Origin of the sequence: Maribacter antarcticus DSM 21422 (assembly GCF_000621125.1) — a bacterium.
In the GTDB taxonomy this organism is placed as follows: domain Bacteria; phylum Bacteroidota; class Bacteroidia; order Flavobacteriales; family Flavobacteriaceae; genus Maribacter; species Maribacter antarcticus.
Map to the genome: position 1 here is coordinate 260,939 of NZ_JHZC01000008.1, position 17,382 is coordinate 278,320.

At 38.4% G+C, this 17,382-nt stretch carries 13 protein-coding genes; 10 read left to right on the forward strand and 3 right to left on the reverse strand.

Features of this window, described 5'->3' with window-relative positions:
* Positions 1 to 5: 5 nt before the first annotated feature.
* The gene (locus tag Q360_RS0109735) at positions 6 to 1,430 is read right to left on the reverse strand and encodes a hypothetical protein (RefSeq protein ID WP_027076924.1); all 1,425 of its coding nucleotides are present in this window, start codon (positions 1,428 to 1,430) and stop codon (positions 6 to 8) included.
* 224 nt (positions 1,431 to 1,654) lie between these two features.
* Here Q360_RS0109735 and Q360_RS0109740 point away from each other — a divergent pair, with 224 nt between their 5' ends.
* From Q360_RS0109740 to Q360_RS0109765, 5 genes are all read left to right on the forward strand, one after another.
* Positions 1,655 to 2,341 carry a response regulator transcription factor gene (locus Q360_RS0109740; protein ID WP_027076925.1) on the forward strand — a complete coding sequence of 229 codons (687 nt, stop codon included), beginning with the start codon at positions 1,655 to 1,657 and terminating at the stop codon, positions 2,339 to 2,341.
* Positions 2,341 to 3,405: a sensor histidine kinase gene (locus tag Q360_RS0109745; RefSeq protein WP_027076926.1), complete on the forward strand. Its 1,065-nt coding sequence runs from the start codon at positions 2,341 to 2,343 to the stop codon at positions 3,403 to 3,405. The genes Q360_RS0109740 and Q360_RS0109745 overlap by 1 nt, the downstream gene beginning before the upstream one ends.
* Before the next feature lie 273 nt (positions 3,406 to 3,678).
* Positions 3,679 to 4,347, forward strand: coding sequence for a tRNA (guanosine(46)-N7)-methyltransferase TrmB (gene trmB, locus Q360_RS0109755; RefSeq protein WP_027076927.1), 669 nt, complete (start codon positions 3,679 to 3,681; stop codon positions 4,345 to 4,347).
* Positions 4,348 to 4,351: 4 nt separating this feature from the next.
* The gene (locus tag Q360_RS0109760; protein ID WP_027076928.1) at positions 4,352 to 4,981 is read left to right on the forward strand and encodes a LysE family transporter; all 630 of its coding nucleotides are present in this window, start codon (positions 4,352 to 4,354) and stop codon (positions 4,979 to 4,981) included.
* A 1-nt stretch (position 4,982) separates the two neighbouring features.
* Positions 4,983 to 5,330 (forward strand): MGMT family protein, encoded by a 348-nt coding sequence (locus tag Q360_RS0109765; protein ID WP_027076929.1) that lies wholly within the window; start codon positions 4,983 to 4,985, stop codon positions 5,328 to 5,330.
* Here the strand turns inward: Q360_RS0109765 and Q360_RS0109770 are convergent.
* Positions 5,327 to 6,547, reverse strand: a complete 1,221-nt coding sequence (locus Q360_RS0109770) for a sensor histidine kinase (protein WP_245603238.1) — start codon at positions 6,545 to 6,547, stop codon at positions 5,327 to 5,329. The two genes, Q360_RS0109765 and Q360_RS0109770, sit on opposite strands and share 4 nt — an antisense overlap.
* A 330-nt stretch (positions 6,548 to 6,877) precedes the next feature.
* Positions 6,878 to 8,242, reverse strand: coding sequence for a sigma-54-dependent transcriptional regulator (locus tag Q360_RS0109775; protein ID WP_027076931.1), 1,365 nt, complete (start codon positions 8,240 to 8,242; stop codon positions 6,878 to 6,880).
* Positions 8,243 to 8,551: 309 nt separating this feature from the next.
* Between Q360_RS0109775 and Q360_RS0109780 the strand changes: the two genes are divergently transcribed.
* The 5 genes from Q360_RS0109780 to Q360_RS0109805 all read left to right on the forward strand — a co-directional run bounded on the left by Q360_RS0109780 (position 8,552) and on the right by Q360_RS0109805 (position 17,187).
* Positions 8,552 to 9,898: a TolC family protein gene (locus Q360_RS0109780; protein WP_027076932.1), complete on the forward strand. Its 1,347-nt coding sequence runs from the start codon at positions 8,552 to 8,554 to the stop codon at positions 9,896 to 9,898.
* Positions 9,899 to 9,993: 95 nt separating this feature from the next.
* A complete protein-coding gene (locus Q360_RS0109785; RefSeq protein ID WP_027076933.1) occupies positions 9,994 to 11,244 on the forward strand; it encodes an efflux RND transporter periplasmic adaptor subunit in 1,251 nt (416 codons plus the stop codon).
* Positions 11,245 to 11,306: 62 nt separating this feature from the next.
* The gene (locus tag Q360_RS0109790) at positions 11,307 to 12,002 is read left to right on the forward strand and encodes an ABC transporter ATP-binding protein (RefSeq protein ID WP_027076934.1); all 696 of its coding nucleotides are present in this window, start codon (positions 11,307 to 11,309) and stop codon (positions 12,000 to 12,002) included.
* Between the two features lie 396 nt (positions 12,003 to 12,398).
* Complete coding sequence (locus Q360_RS0109800; protein ID WP_027076935.1) at positions 12,399 to 14,786, forward strand: ABC transporter permease; 2,388 nt, start codon at positions 12,399 to 12,401, stop codon at positions 14,784 to 14,786.
* Between the two features lie 49 nt (positions 14,787 to 14,835).
* On the forward strand, positions 14,836 to 17,187 hold the full coding sequence (locus Q360_RS0109805) for an ABC transporter permease (RefSeq protein ID WP_027076936.1): 2,352 nt from the start codon (positions 14,836 to 14,838) through the stop codon (positions 17,185 to 17,187).
* Positions 17,188 to 17,382: the final 195 nt, after the last annotated feature.

A 17,382-nucleotide genomic window follows, 5' to 3' on the forward strand; every position in this document is an offset into this window, starting at 1 on the left:
CTTTTCTAGAAACCTAAACTAGCTTTTGTATTTGAATAGGTCCATGAGAACGCTGATGTATCTGCACCTACGTTGGCTGCATCAGCAACAACAGCACTAGAGAAGTTAGCAGCATCTGCCTCAAATGTGGAACCTATATCGGAACGGTCATCAAATATTTCGCTGGAAGTGGCAACTCCTGTGGGCAGTACAATCTCCCAATCAAGGAATGTCAAAAGACCAGCGGTATAATTGGCGGCTACACCATCATTATCTAATTCTACATCAGATAGTTGTAAATCTGTTCCTACACCTGTAAAGCCCGTTACCAAGATATTGCTATTTGTTCCTGTAGCACCAGATCTAAAATCGGCTACTTCTCCATTCTCAACATTATTGTCAAGACCTATAAGCGTAACATTTGTTAATGTATAAGACCCAGCAAGCGAACCTTCAGGACCATCAATTTCTAACGCGTGATCAGAAATGTTCCCTTGCACTACAATAGCATTATCAATCGTACCGGAATAAGCTTGGTCAATATCAAGACCGTCATCACCCACTGCCCATACAAATAGGTTGGTAGCATTAACGGATCCACCAAAGAACTCGATACCATCATCCACATTACCAACTACTTCAACATTGTCAATAGTAGTTCCAGAGCCAACACCACCTAGCGTAAGTCCGTTAATTTCGTTTCCTTGACCAATTAACGCACCACCATGGCGAATTGATACATATTGTATGGTACCAGAGTCATCAGCAGTATCTAAACCTCCGTATAGACCTTTGTCACCATCAGTGTCAGAAGGGATACCTTCTATCTGTGCAGATTCTGCATCACCATCAAAAGAAGAAGGAGCATTACCTAATAAAATTAATCCTCCCCATAGCCCACGATCGTTTTGATCAAGGTTGGTTCCTACAGTTTCACCGAATGCAATATTATCTGAAGCAGAGGTGAATATTATTGGAGCAGATGCCGTTCCTAAAGCTTCAATTTTACTACCTCTAGTTATGACCAAAACAGATGCATTAACACCTGATCCTGCATTAGCCTTGATAAGAGTGCCTGCTTCTATCGTTAGTGTAGCACCATCTGTCACAAAAATTCTACCATCTAAATTATAAATAGAATCAGAAGACCACGTGGTGTCAGCAGAGATATCGGAATCTACTACAACAGTTGCGCCTGTAGTAGGTGCTGCACCGTTATCTATGGGGTCACAAACATCGCCAATGCCATCACCATCCGTATCTGCTTGATCTGCATTAGCGGCACCAGGACAGTTATCAATGTCATCATTTATATTATCATTGTCAAAATCTACATCCACTTCAAGCTCTGGTATAACTGGATCATCATCATTGCTACATGCCATGAAGGTTAAAGAACCACAAACCATCAAGAGACTCAGCATTCTTTTAGTAAAAGTTAATTTTTTCATTTTCCTTAATTTTTAAAATTCATTTTAGGTTTCTACCACTTTTTGTTGTGGTGATATTTTTTCTCATGCAAAGAAAACAGCATGTTGTAAAAGTGGAGTTACGTGTACGTTAAACCTTTATTTTATTAACGTTAGCTAAACGTTACTACATTAAATGAATGTTAAGCCACTCTTTGGTAAGGGTATTATCTTTACTTTTGAGAAAATAACTTCACCATATTAGTATGAAAAAGAAGGACATTAAAATACTTTTAGTAGATGATGAGCCAGATATTTTAGAGATAGTAAGCTACAACCTTACTGCAGAAGGCTATGAAGTGTTCACCGCTAAAAACGGCTTGGAAGCGGTCTCAAAGGCAAAAAAGAAACAACCTCATCTTGTGATTTTAGACGTAATGATGCCAGAGATGGATGGGATAGAGGCCTGTGAACTATTGCGAAAGACCAGCGGATTAGAAAATACCGTGATCACGTTTCTAACCGCCCGTGGAGAGGACTACTCTCAAATGGCAGGTTTTGATGCTGGAGCAGATGATTATATTACCAAGCCTATAAAGCCAAAAGTTTTGGTAAGTAAAGTAAACGCTTTGTTGCGTAGGCATTTAAAGGATGAAAACCCTGAAGAAGATATTACTAAGGTTGGGGATATCATTATCAATAGAGAAGAGTATAAAATTGTCAAAAAAGGCAGAGAGATTATTCTACCAAGAAAGGAATTTGAATTGTTATCCTTATTAGCTTCCAAACCTAGTAAAGTATTTAAGAGAGAGGTTATCCTAGATAAAGTTTGGGGAAACGAAGTTGTGGTTGGAGGCCGAACGATAGACGTACATATTAGGAAACTACGTGAGAAAATTGGCGAGGAGCATTTTAAGACGGTTAAGGGAGTTGGATATAAGTTTGTACTTTAATGCCTCTAAAAGCTAAGAAATCCTATCGGTTTGCTTTTAGGACAGCATTTTACATTACGTTTTTATCTGCCTTTTGTTTGGGCTTTTTGTTTTGGCAGTTTCAGTTTTTAAATTGGTGGTTTTTCATCTGTTTGCTCCTTTTTATTCATTTAATTTCCTTTGTTACCCTACAAGTACGTATCGAAAAGTTTATTTACAAGCACATCAAAAAAATTTATGATGATGTCGCTTTATTGGAATCCTCTACCTTGACCACAGATCCTATTACTACGGATATGCGGACTCTTATCGCAGAAATTGAAAAATTCGCTAAAGACAAAAAAATAGAAATCGATACTTTAAAGATTCGTGAAGAATATCGGAAGGATTTTTTAGGGAACGTTTCCCACGAATTAAAAACTCCCTTATTTACCGTGCAAGGCTATTTAGAGACACTTTTAGATGGTGCCATTGAGGATAAAAATATTCGTAAAAAGTATATTTCACGCGCTAATAAAGCGGTAGACAGACTTATATATATTGTTAAAGACTTGGATTTGATTACCAAACTGGAAGTTGGAGACCTGCGGTTAGAAAAGGAGGATCTCAATATTATCGAACTCATACAAAGTGTTTTTGATCTTTTAGAGATGAAGGCCGCAAAAAATAATATTGTTCTTACGTTCGATATTTCTTACGACATGCCTATTATGGTCAATGGCGACCGAGAAAAAATCCAGCAAGTACTTACCAATCTTTTAGTAAACTCCATAAAATATGGGAATGATAACGGAACTACGGAGGTAAGTGTAGAAAATTTGGTAAAGAACAAGGTTATTGTGCGGGTAACCGATAACGGTGATGGTATTCCAAAGGAACATATTCCAAGATTGTTTGAGCGGTTTTATAGGGTAGACCAAAGCGGTAGCAGAAAGGAAGGTGGGTCTGGTCTCGGGCTGGCTATTGTAAAACATGTCATAGAGGCACATGGAGAAAAAATTTATATTGAAAGTGTCGTTGATGTAGGTTCTGAATTTTCGTTTACCTTGGAGAAGAGTATACCGGAAGTTATAAATGAGCCTTAGGGTATTTTGTTTCATTATTTTTAGCGAATTCGTTATCGCGAGGATTCTTATCAATACGAAACAGTCTGTTGAATTCGTGTCCCACAATAAAAGAGTGCTTCTCAGACGGAAGGCTAAGTGCAAAACTCAGGTTTTTTGAATGCTGCGCAAAATTCATTCTTTCTGTCCACTTCTGCTATATACCTCTCAAATTCATTCATTTTAAATTTTTCTATAGGGATAGACTAGCAATTCTAGTGCATTTATTAGCTTTGTACACTTATATAGAAAATTGTGGGAAGCAAGAATAAACTTAAACGATTCAAGGAAAACGAAACCTTTAAAAATGTACTACAGCCTACCAGGGCAGAAGTTGAACAAGGTTTTTCCCAACGGGGAACATGGAGCGAACATTTCGGGAATAATAATCCTATTGTTTTGGAACTAGGCTGCGGCAAGGGGGAGTATACCGTGGGACTTGCAAAATTGTTCCCAGAGAAAAATTTCGTTGGGATAGATATAAAAGGAGCGCGCTTTTGGCGCGGTGCCAAGACTGCTTTGGAAGATGGTTTGGACAATGTTGCTTTTCTACGAAGTCAGATTGAACTCCTTGACTTGCTATTTGCAGAAAACGAAGTTTCTGAAATCTGGATTACCTTTCCAGATCCTCAAATCAAGTATAAGCGCACCAAACACAGGATGACAAATCAGGTTTTTCTAGACCGGTACAAAAAGGTTCTAAAACCAAACGCATTAATGCATTTAAAGACCGACAGTGAATTTATGCACGGGTATACCTTGGGATTGTTACAAGGGATTGGACACGAAATTATTTATGCCAACCATGACGTCTATAAAAACGAGGGAAGTCCTAAAGAAGTATTAGAACTTCAAACTTTCTATGAAAATCAGTATCTTGAAAAAGGAAAACCAATCACCTACATCCAGTTTCGGATAAATTGATATTATGCAGCACTTGTTGATTCTTTTTTTCGCTACCTTCTCTGCTGCTTTTATGGCAACGGTTCCGCCGGGGTTATTGAACGTAAACGCTGCAAAAACCAGTGTGGAGAAAAATAAACTCAACGGTGTTGTCTTTAGTTTGGGGGTTTCTACCATGATTATGCTACAGGCCACGGTTGCTGTTTTTATTTCCAAATTTTTACATAAAAACCCAGAGGTTGTTGCCGTCCTGCTTAAAATTGCTATTGTGGTCTTTGCAGCTTTGGCCGTCTACTTTTTTATGGCAGCTAAAAGCAACAAAAAGAAGAAAATTAAGGAAATAAAAATAAGCAAGCGCAGTAGTTACTTTAAAGGAATATTCTTAGCTGGAGTTAATCTGTTAACGATTCCTTATTATAGCGGATTGAATATTATGTGGAACGCTTCTGGTTGGATAAAATTTCAGGTGTGGGATATTGTTACTTTTGTCTTAGCAGCGGGTACGGGAACCTTTTCCGTCCTTTACCTGTATGTGTTCTATTTTAACAAGCTAGAACACAAAACCCACAAATTCGCTAAGAATGCAAATTATATACTGGGGTTTTTAATGTTGCTCTTACTTATCATTACCATAGGAAGAGTATACAATACATAATATGGAGGATAGTAATAATTTTTTTTCAAAGGTGTATGTTGTCGTTAAACAGATACCTTACGGTCGTGTTACTTCTTATGGTGCCGTCGCTAAATACCTAGGTGCTGCCCGAAGCGCAAGGATGGTTGGTTGGGCCATGAACGCCTCGCACAGTATAGAAGATGTGCCAGCCCATAGAGTGGTCAATAAACAAGGACTCTTAACCGGAAAGCATCATTTTGGAGGTACTAATTTAATGCAGCAATTATTAGAGAGCGAGGGGGTCGTTGTTATAGATAATCAGATTCAGAATCTGGATATGTACTTATGGGATCCTTGGAAAGAATTGGGAACGCCACAAGATCTCTAGTCAAACGTAAGTGTAAATTGTGTTGTTTCCCGTGAAGTTACATTAATGCTGCCACCATGTAGCCGCATTATTTGTTTGGAAAGGCTAAGTCCAATACCTGTTCCTGTATTTTTAGTAGTAAAGAAGGGAACAAAAACCTCATCAATTAAATTTTCAGGAATTCCGGCACCATTATCTTTTACCTGAATAAACTTTTTATTTATCGAGTTAATGCCTGCAGTAAATAGAATCATACCGTCATCTATACCTTCCAGGGATTGTTTCGCATTTTTACCTAGGTTCAATAAGACCTGTGTCAATTGTTTTTGGTCTATATAAAATTCTAAATCTACGGGTTCTATTATAGTTTCTATTTTAATATGTATTTCTTCTTTTTGCTCGTTCAATAATAATGTAATCTTCTCTAATAGTGCTTTTGCTGGCACTAGTTCTTTGTCAGGTTCTGGAATACTTAAAAAGGTTCTGTAGGATTGTACAAAACTCATTAAGTCTAATCCCTGTTCTTTAATCACTTCCAGACCTTTCGTTGTGTTTTTAATTTGTTGTTCGGAAAAATGGGTAGGAATGTCGGGATTGTTACCCTTTTTAAAATAGTTAAGAATAGATTCTGAAATGGACGTTATGGGTGTAATCGTATTCATAATCTCATGGGTGAGTACGCGGATTAGCTTAACCCAAGAATCGGTTTCTTTTTCATCCAGTTCTTTATGTATATCGTGCACAACTACTAAAAGCACTTGTTTGCCCTCTATGGTAATAGGGGTGCATTTTAAACTTAGTTCCTTTTTGCCTCGCTCGTTCCCTAGTTTAAAGATGGTGTTTTCGAACGGTTGTAGGTCTTCAAACAACTTATATAAATCATCATCAACTTGTTTCAGTTGCTTCACATGATTCAAAGGTCTATAGTTCAATAGTTCTTGCACTGTAGGATTAGCGTATAGGATATGTCCTTTAGAATTTATGGTAAACATACCAATATCCGCCTGTCGTAGTATTTCTTGATAGTACTGTTCCTGTGCTTGTTTTTTTAGATGGATATCCTGAATCATTGAGTTAAGCATATTCAAGCTATGGTTAAGCTCTTCCAAGGATTTAACACTTAATTTTTCGGGAAATCGTAAGGTGAAATCCTCGTTTTTTATGGCATCAAAAAAATAGGCGATTTTACGGTTGGTCTGGTTTACGTAATTGATGAGTCCCGCTGTTTGAAAAATCATAACTATTGCTCCAATACTACTTGCGATGTATTGTTTGTTGAAAAAAAAATATGTGGCAAGAACCACTGTAATCGACATAAAAACAACTCGGAATACCAATTGTATATATAAGTTTCTACTTACCATTTTTCATGTTCAAGATTTAAATATAGAATGAAACACAAACACGAGTGTTCATTAAAGCTTTATTATGTTGTCTGCTTCATTTTAATTTCCTTACTGAGACGACTTTGCTAGGTGTCCAACGTTTCAACAATTTGCTTCGAAGCGGTAGCCTTACTTCATCTTTCATTGCGCTCCTCGCTTAGTTTTTTTATTACGAACTAGCCCCTAACCATTCTTTTTCTTCAACTTATTATAGAGCGTCTGCCTAGAAATTCCTAGTTGCTCCGCAGCAGCGCTGTAATTGCCGTCATTCTGGTTCAAGGCCTTCGTAATCATAAGTAATTCCATTTCCTCTAAGGTGCTTGGCCCGTTCTCCATAGATATGGCATTCCCAACTTCTAAAAGGAAATCTGTAGGTTTTAGTACATTACCTTCAGAAAGGATTACTGCACGTTCCATAGTATGCAACAGTTCCCTAATATTTCCTGGCCAATGATAGGCCATTAGTTTCTCCTGTGCAGCTTGATTTATTTTAAGACCTGGTTTTCCATATTTGTTCACGAATTTATTAAGATAAAAATCAGCTAGAACAAGGATATCCCCTTCCCGCTCCCTAAGAGGAGGTACCTCTACGCGTATGGTGTTAATTCTATACAATAAATCTTCCCTAAAAAGTCCATCGGCTACCATTTGGTCTAGATTGCAATTGGTAGCGCATATCAATCGGATATCTACGCTGACGGGTTTGTTGGAACCTACTCTTACCACAACACGATTTTGTATAGCAGATAGTAATTTGGCCTGTGTTTGTAGGGAGAGGTTGCCTATTTCATCTAAAAATAAGGTGCCTCCATTCGCAGCTTCGAACTTCCCTGCTCGGTCTTCCTTGGCATCTGTAAAGGAACCTTTTACATGCCCGAACAATTCGCTTTCAAATAGGTTTTCTGAAATGGAACCCATATCTACCGAAATAAAGACTTCATTGTTTCTCGCAGAGCGCTTGTGTAATTCTCTAGCAATAAGCTCCTTTCCAGTTCCGTTCTCTCCGGTAACAAGAACATTCACATCTGTTTTAGCTACTTTTTGAACAAGGTTTAGTACTGAATTTAACGCTTTAGAGGTGCCAACGATATAATTTTTGTTCTGATTGATAAGCTGTTTTAGGTTGCTTTCCTGTTGTTTTAGTTGGGTAATTTCCTTTTTGCTTTTTCGAAGTTCGTAGGCCGATTTTACCGTAGTCAACAACCGTTCGTTGTTCCAAGGTTTAAGGATAAAGTCGGATGCGCCTTCCTTTAAAGCTTCTACGGCAAGGTCAATAGCACCATAAGCTGTCATCATAATGACCGATATATGGGGTGCTTTTTTCTTTATTTCCCGTAACCAGTATAGTCCTTCGTTTCCCGTATTTACCCCTGCCGAAAAATTCATGTCCAATAAAATTATATCTATGCCCTTAAGGTTGGGGAATGAGGAAATCTGATTGGGATTGGAAATAGTCTGCACACTTTTATGCTCAAACTGTAGCAGTATCTCCAAAGCACTTAACACACTTTTATTATCGTCTATTACAAGGATGTTTGCATCGGTCATGCTATAGTTCTATTTTTTGATTTCAAAATTTGGAGTACGAATCTTCCCGTTGCGTTCATCTTCTCTGCTATCGTTAAAAAGTATTCAGGCTTCAGTCCCAGTTGATTAGTGTACTTCTTTAAACACACCCTAAAATTACAAATGAAAACTAATATATAGCAAACACTGTCAAAATTTTGGACAATATATGTATATTTATTTTACACTTCATTTTAGGTAAACACTTGCGAATCAATTTAAAAATTTGAAAATCAAATACTTAAGTTTATGGCACGCATCTAGTATAGTGTTTAGAACAGTAATAAACATATGAATTTAAAAATTAGAATAGCGTTCCTTTTTTTCATTACTCTTAGCGTTAAGACTATTGCGCAACAGCAATGGACTTTAGATGATTGTGTTGCTTACGCTTTGGAGCATAATCTACTATTAAAGGACTTTCAGTATACCAATGATTCCAACAGAGAAGACTACAGACAATCTATTCGTAATCTTTTACCAGAAGTAAATGCGAATTCGAATTATCAAGTGAATTCTGGTAGGGCAGAGGATCCTAATACAGGAACCTTTGTGGTTCAAGACTTTTTCTCTAACAATTATTCGATACAGTCTAACATTGATTTGTTTCAAGGCTTTCAAAAAATCAATTCCATCAAGGCTTCTAAATTTTTATACCAAGCGGCCAAAGAAGAGAGCTTACAGCAAAAATATCTTTTGGCGTTTAGAGTCATGCAAGCATTTAATAATATTCGGTTTTTTGAAGGATTGGTTGCCATTGCTACGGAACAGGTACGTGTTTCAAAAACCAATTTTCAATTGGTCCAAAAGCAAATTGAACTAGGACTTATGGCTGGTGCCGACAGGTATGAGGCAAAATCCGCCCTGCTGTCCGATGAATTAAACCTAACCCAAAGTAGGAACCAATTGGCTGCCGCAGAATTGGCCTTGATTCAAGAAATGAATTTAGAGGATACCTCAGAGATTGAAATTATAGCCAACTTAAAGGCAGTAGCCGAAGTAGAAATCGCACCAAAGATGCAATCGGATTCTGTATATGCTACAGCACGTGAGTTTTTACCATTGATAAAGGCGCAAGAACTAAGGGCGCAAGCCGCAAAAAAACAAGTGGGCGTTGCGAGAGGTAGGCTTTATCCTTCCTTATCCCTTTTTGCAGGTATGGGTACGGGTTATTTTGAAACGTTTAGAGATAGTTTGGGCAGCACCCTTCCTTTTCAAGAACAATTTAGTGATAATTTTTCTCGATTTTTTGGTCTGAACCTGAATGTTCCCATCAGCAACGGGTGGTCTGGGCGGTCACGTGTTAAACAGGCAAAAATCGAAAGACTTCGGCAAGAGAATAACCTTCAGGTTCAAGAACAGGTACTTTTTCAAACCATTCAAGAATTGGTGCAACAGTACAATGCGCTGCAAATAGAGCGGGGTCAGAGTGATCAAAATGTAGCTGCACAACGAATGGCATTTACTATTGCCCAAAAACGCTATGAAAAAGGGATGATTAATGGGATAGAGTTGTTTACGGCAAAAAACCTTTTTGCAAGTGCGCAAAACGAAAATTTACAAGTGCGGCTCCGTTCAGAAATCAATAAGAATACGTTGAATTTTTATAATGGATTGCCAGTGTTTGCTATAAAATAATAAAAAGAAAGAGACCTAAGTAAAGGACAGTATAGAGTATTGAAATATAAAGATTCCCACCTTCGTGGGAATGAAACAAAAGAAGTTTAATTACCATGGATATACAATTAGAAAAGAAAAAAGGATTACGACCAAAACATTACGGGTATATCGCGTTGGGAATATTACTCCTCTTTGTGGGGTACCAGCTCATTTTTGCTACCTCGGTCTCTACGTTTAGAACAGAGAAAGACAAACTCTCCATTGCCGAAGTTACGCAGGGCAAGTTCGATGATTATATTACCATTAACGGGAACGTTGCTCCGATCACTACTATATATATGGATGCTTATGAAGGTGGGCGAGTGAACGAGAAACTGATAGAGGAGGGTGCCATGGTCAAAAAGGGAGATATCATACTAAAGCTCGAAAACATGAATCTATACGAGCAGATTTTGGCCAGTGAAAGTAATTTGGCACTAAAGCAAAACGATTTAAGGTCTACGAAACTAACCTTCGATTCGCGTCAGGTAGAGGGCAGAAGATCGCTTGCAACGGCCAGTACAGATTTGCAACGTCTCAAAAGAAATTTTCAGCAAAATAAGGCGCTTATGGAAGATGAGCTTATTTCTCAAGAGGTATTTCAATTGTCTAAAGAAAATTATGAGCTCTCCCAAAAACAATATGATATTGTTAAAATGCAAACGGTAAATGATGATGAGCTACGTATAACGTCCTTGTCAGGGTTGGATACGGATTTAGCCAGAATGCAAAAAACCTTAGGTATGGTGTATCAGCGTTTAGATCATCTCAATGTCCGCGCTCCTGCTGATGGCCAATTGGGCTTTTTAGATGCCGAAATAGGACAGAATATTGCCCAAGGGCAACGTATAGGTCAGCTCAATGTGCTGACAGATTTTAAAATAGAGGCAGATATAGATGAACATTATATAGATCGTGTAAAAAGAGACTTGAGTGCCATATTGGAACGTAACGGAAAGGATTACAAACTTAGGGTTAGAAAAGTATATCCAGAAGTTCGAAACGGTAGGTTCAGGGTAGATCTAGTTTTTACCGAAGATAGACCAGAAACCATCCGTGCCGGACAGAGTTATAACATCAAATTACAATTGGGCGAGTCTAGTGATGCACTGTTATTGCCCAAAGGAAGTTTCTTTCAAAGTACAGGAGGGCAATGGATTTTTGTTGTAACGCCTGGAACAGATGAAGCTATAAAAAGAAACATAAGAGTAGGGAAACAGAACGCGAGGCACTATGAGGTATTGGAAGGACTACAGGCCGGAGAAGAAGTTATTACGAGTAATTATGATTCCTTTGGAGAGGCAGAGCGTATCGTGTTGAAATAAATTTGAAAAAATCACAAACAGTAGTATAAAAACAATCCTAATAATAGTAAAAGCGTAACAAAATGATAACAATTAAAGATTTAAAAAAGAGCTTTAAAACAGAGGAGGTAGAAACGCTTGCTTTGAATAACGTAAACCTGAAAGTAGAAGATGGCGAATTTGTGGCCATTATGGGACCATCGGGCTGTGGAAAATCTACTTTGTTGAATATTATAGGGATGCTTGATAACCCCACGGAAGGCAGTTATAACTTTGCTAGTCATGAAGTAGCTGGGTTGAAGGAAAGTCAACGGACGCAATTACGAAAAGGGAATTTGGGCTTTGTGTTTCAGAGTTTTAATCTAATCGATGAACTTACCGTTTATGAGAATGTAGAGTTGCCACTTATCTATCTAAAAATGGGAAAAGTGGAGCGTAAGGAAAAAGTAATGAAAGTATTGGAACGGATGAAAATCGCGCATAGGGAAAAACACTTTCCACAGCAATTATCTGGGGGACAGCAACAACGTGTCGCTATTTCTAGAGCCGTAGTGACCAATCCTAAACTAATTCTTGCGGATGAGCCAACCGGTAACTTGGATTCCAAAAATGGTATAGAGGTTATGAACCTACTTACGGAACTGAATCAAGAAGGTACAACCATAGTGATGGTTACGCACTCTGATAGGGATTCACATTATGCCCATAGGATAGTTAATTTATTTGATGGTCAAGTAGTAACAGAGAGTCAAAATAGAGCGATTGGAGCCATGATGTAAAATCCATCTAGCCATTCATCGCCGGAGAATTACATGCTAGGAATTGGCTGGAATGAGTAAAAAGTGCTCCCTGTCTTCCCGAGCAATGTTGAAGGGTAAGCCGGCTGGGTCACTTTAGTTTAGCCAGAGGAATTTTTAATCAAGTTTAGAGATTAATCTGCTTTTTCTTTTGTAAAAGCTATCCATTCAAGCTTGCTTAAAACTAGGATAGCATAATAAAATAACACTAGGAGTTTATTCATCAATCTATGTTGAACTAGGTTCAGCATAAAAATCAAAGTGTATTACAATCGGCCATTAATCACGGTCATTTGGAGCAGTTGAAGTGCGTTGAAAGTATGGTTGATTTATCAATCAGAAATACGGAAACCAATACAGTAAGTGAAGCTGAACATCATGATAAAAAACTATTTTAAAATTGCATGGCGGAACATCGTAAAGAATCCAGGATATTCCATAATTAACATTGGCGGTCTAGCCATAGGAATGGCTTGTTTTCTGCTAATAGCTCTGTTTATTAGAAACGAACTTTCCTATGACAGCTACCACGAAAAAGGGGATAATATTTACCGGATTGTCCATCATGACAATGAGGGTAAACAGATTTGGGGAAATGCTCCTGTCGGCCCTGCGTTAAAAAAGGATTTTTCTGAGGTGGTAGAAATAGTTCAATTTTCTGGTAGGTCGGATATTTTGTTGGAATACAACGAACGTTCTTTTCAAGAAGGCAATTCATTTTATGTGGATGAGACCGCTTTTGATATTTTTAGTTGGCCCTTGCGCTCTGGCAATCCCAAAACTGCGTTAAAAGACCCATATACTATAGTACTTACGGAAAGTACAGCTAAAAAGTATTTTGGAAACGAGAATCCTATTGGTAAAACTATGGATGGTGTTGGAGGGAGAGCAAATGATGGTATTTATACAGTCACTGGTGTTATGAAGGACGTACCTGCTAACTCACATTTTTCTTTTGATGTGCTTATGTCCATGAGCTCTTTTTATCAGTCGCGATCAGAAATTTTTGAGTCGTGGGGCTATGTAGATTTTTATACCTATTTTTTGGTAAGCGATAATTTTAATCAACAAGCTTTCCAAGGGAAAATGCCTGAATTTTTAAAACGAAATCGTCCCGAAGAGAATGCAGATTATTTTTATGACCTTTCTTTTGAACCCTTAAAAGACACCTATTTAAAATCGGCTGCTGCACGCCAGCCTGGTGTTACAAGTAGCCTCGCCAATATTTATATTTTCGCGCTCATAGGTCTGTTTATCCTGATTATTGCCTGTATCAACTTTATGAATTTGGCCACTGCGCGGTCTTTGGAAAGGGCCAAGGAAGTAGGGGTGAGAAAAGTAATTGGGGCGGATAAAAAAGGCTTGCGTTATCAGTTTTTGGGGGAGTCCCTACTTATGGTGCTGCTTGCTTCCATTTTAGGTTTAGTATTGGTAATGATATGTCTTCCCACTATGCGGAATATTACCGGTAAAGCGTTTCTTTCTTCTGAAATTTTTAATGTTTTTAGTCTTTCATTATATTTTGGCATTGCTTTGTTGACAGGTTTGCTAGCAGGCTTGTATCCCGCTTTTGTACTGTCCAATTTTAAACCGTCCAGTGTACTTAAAGGAGTTTTTAAAAGCTCAAAACAGGGCACCAACCTAAGAAAGGGTTTGGTTATTTTTCAATTTTCACTCTCCATTGCTCTGATCGCCAGCACGGTTATTGTTTATTTTCAGTTGGGATTTATGTTGAATAAAAATTTAGGCTTTGATCAGGAGCAACAACTGGTCATCGATTTTAATTGGGATGGTCAAGTACTTGATAATATGGAAACCATTAAAAGTGAGTTTATGAACCTTCAAGAAGTAGTTTCGGTCGCAGGTTCCCGTACCGTGCCTGGAAGTCACTTTCCTGGCGCAGGAACAGATATTGAAACTTTTGAGGGCAGTATGGAAAATTTTAGTCCTTTTTTGTACGAGATAGACTTTGACTTTATTCCACATTACAACATAGAAGTAGTGGCCGGAAGAGCATATTCAAGGGAGTTCGTGACAGATTCTGTTTCCTCTTTATTGGTCAACGAAGCGGCCGCCAGAAGTTTTGGTTATGCCAACCCTGCGGATATTATTGGGAAACGTTTTCAACAATGGGGCCGAGAAGGAACTATTATTGGTGTGGTAAAGGACTTTAATTACATGTCTTTACATCAAGCTGTGGCACCGTTGACCTTGCGTTATTCTCAATTTGGCAAGTACCTATCAATGAAAGTCAAATCCAGCAACATGCAACAGGGCATTTCCAATATTGAGCAAAAATGGGCAGAACTGGCTCCGCACCGTCCGTTTCTTTATACTTTTTTGGATGAATCCTTTAATACGCAATACGAGGCCGACATCAAGTTTAGAAAATTATTTACTTTATTTTCCTTCTTGGCTATTTTTATTGCCTGTTTGGGTCTGTTGGGGTTAGCCACGTATAGCGCCGTGCAACGCACCAAGGAAATAGGAGTCCGTAAAGTTTTAGGTGCTGAGGTGTCCAGTATCGTAAAGCTATTATCTATCGATTTTATTAAGCTGGTTTTGATAGCCATCGTTGTAGCCACTCCCTTCTCATGGTATGTCATGGATAAATGGCTTCATGTATATGCCTACCAAATAGATATTAGTTGGTGGATTTTCGCTTTGGCTGGAGGCATAGCATTGTCTATCGCATTAGCAACAGTAAGTTTTAACGCGATAAAAGCAGCGAGGGCTAATCCAGTTAAAAGTTTGAGGACAGAATAGGTTTCTAAGCTTAAAAGTAGCGCTTAAAAAAGCAAGAAAAACGAGAACTATGTTCAAAAACTATGTAAAAATCGCTTGGCGAAATCTTTGGAAGAATAAAGGCTATAGTGCCTTAAATATTTTTGGTTTGGCCATCGGTATTACCTGTGCAAGTCTCATACTTCTTTGGGTAGCCGATGAGCTAAGTTTTGATACCGTTTTCCCAAAACAGGAAACGGTTTATTACCTACCCACCAACCAGAAATATGAAGGAGAATGGAATACCTATTATTCCACGCCAATGTTATTAGCTCGTGATTTAAAACAGGAAATACCGGAAATAAAGAAGGCGGCTGCCACCTCCTCGGAAAATTTACTTTTTACAGAAGGCAAAAATGGAATTAATAGAAACGGGAGGTACGCGGATACGGATATTTTCGACATCTTCAACCTTCAATTCGTAGAAGGAAGTAAGGATAACGCATTCACTAGGCCCGACGCGATTGTATTAACACAAAAGACAGCTGCTGACTTATTTGGAGAAAACGTTCAGGTGATGAATAAGACTTTAAGAGTCAATAACACCGATAATTACCATATTACGGGGGTTGTAAAGGATTTACCGGTAAACGTTAGTTTTGGTTTTAATTGGTTGGCCCCTTTTGAGCGCTACTCCGCTGGTGTAGCATGGATGCAGGAATACGGAAGTAATTTTACAGATACTTTTGTAGCATTAGCGCCCGGTGCGGATTTAATAGAGGTAAACGAAAAGGTCAAAAAGATGCTACCTTCTAAAACAGGAAACTTAGATACCTATGCGTTTCTGCATTCTATTAAGAATTGGCATTTAAGGTCTCATTTTGAAGGTGGGGAAATTGTAGGGGGTCAAATCGTTTATGTGCGCATGTTTCTGCTGATTGCGCTTATTATACTGTTCATTGCCTGTATCAACTTTATGAATCTATCCACAGCTAGAAGCGAAAAGAGAGCTAAGGAAGTGGGTGTGCGAAAGGTACTTGGTTCCACTAAAAAAAGATTGATTATACAATTTATGACCGAGGCATTACTTACTGCGATGCTTGCAGCGGTTATCAGTATTATTTTGCTGCTATTAATACTACCTCAATTCAATATCATGGTGGGTAAAGAACTGGCCTTCCGACTTTGGGAACCGGCACATATAGGAACTGTGCTAGGGATTACGCTTACATGTGGTCTTCTGGCTGGATGGTATCCTGCCTTTTTTCTATCGGCCTTTAAGCCAGTAGAGGTCATAAATGGTATGAAATCCAAAAAAAGTGGTGCGGTGGTTTTACGAAAGGGACTGGTGGTAGCTCAATTTGTTGTTTCCAATATCTTCATCGTAAGCACTATTGTCGTCTACCAACAAATACAACATGTAAAAGGTCGGGATATAGGATATGATAAAGAAAACCTTATAAAAATGCCAGTTAATGGGGATGTGGTGATGAACTTTGACCCCATCCGAAACGACATGATTGCTACTGGTCTTGTTGAGAATGTGGCACTTAATAATTCCAATATTCTTTCCGATGGCAATAACGGATCTGGTTTTGACTGGAAAGGAGTTACGGATGCGGAAGACGTGCTGATTTCATTTAGACACGTTACTCCTAATTTTTTTGAAACTACAGGTATGCAAATTATCGAAGGAAGAGGTTTTGGAAAAGATGTAGCAAAAGACAGTTCCAATATATTGATTTCAGAAACCTTTGCGCGTTTGATGGGAACGGAAAGTCCCGTGGGAAAAGTAGTGACCCGCGGACAATCGCTTAAGGTTATTGGGGTCGTAAAGGATTATTTATATGGTGATATGTATAATACTAGTGGTCCAGTGATGTATTTTCACAATCCTAATTATGCTAATTTCATGTATGTAAAAACAAAATCTGATGCGTCGGGTACTACTGCATTGGCAGCTATGGAAAGAGTTATGAAACAACACAACCCTGCATTCCCTTTTGAATATGAGTTCGTTAACGACGCCTTCAACGCGAAGTTTAAAAGTGAAAAATTATTGAGTGACCTCTCTAAGATATTCGCTTTTCTGACCATTATGATTTCATGCTTAGGATTATTTGGGTTAGCCGCCTACACAGCAGAACAGCGCAAAAAGGAAATTGGCGTGCGAAAAGTGTTAGGATCCACTGTTTCTAGTATCGTAACGTTGTTGTCAAAAGATTTTATGCGGCTAGTGCTCATTGCCCTTTTGATAGCTGGCCCCTTGGCTTGGTGGGCTATGAATACGTGGCTGGAAGGTTTTGCTTATCGTATATGGATTAATATATGGGTGTTTGTAATTGCCGGAGTTGTGGCTATTCTCATCGCTCTTTTAACCGTTAGTTTCCAAGCGATTAAAGCGGCTATTGCAAACCCTGTAAAGAGTTTGAGGGCGGAATAAATCTTCACTTTTAAGAGGTGCCGCTGATATAGTAGGAGGCGCGATGGTTTAGTCGCAATGGAGTTGTGAAAGCGCGAAACATGGATAGGGAATTAACTCAGTAACAAATACTGAAATAAGTTCTTCAAAAGAACAACACGAGGCATCAATAAAAAGCAGCTAGTTTTTATGGCTAATCTTGTAAATATTTTGTAC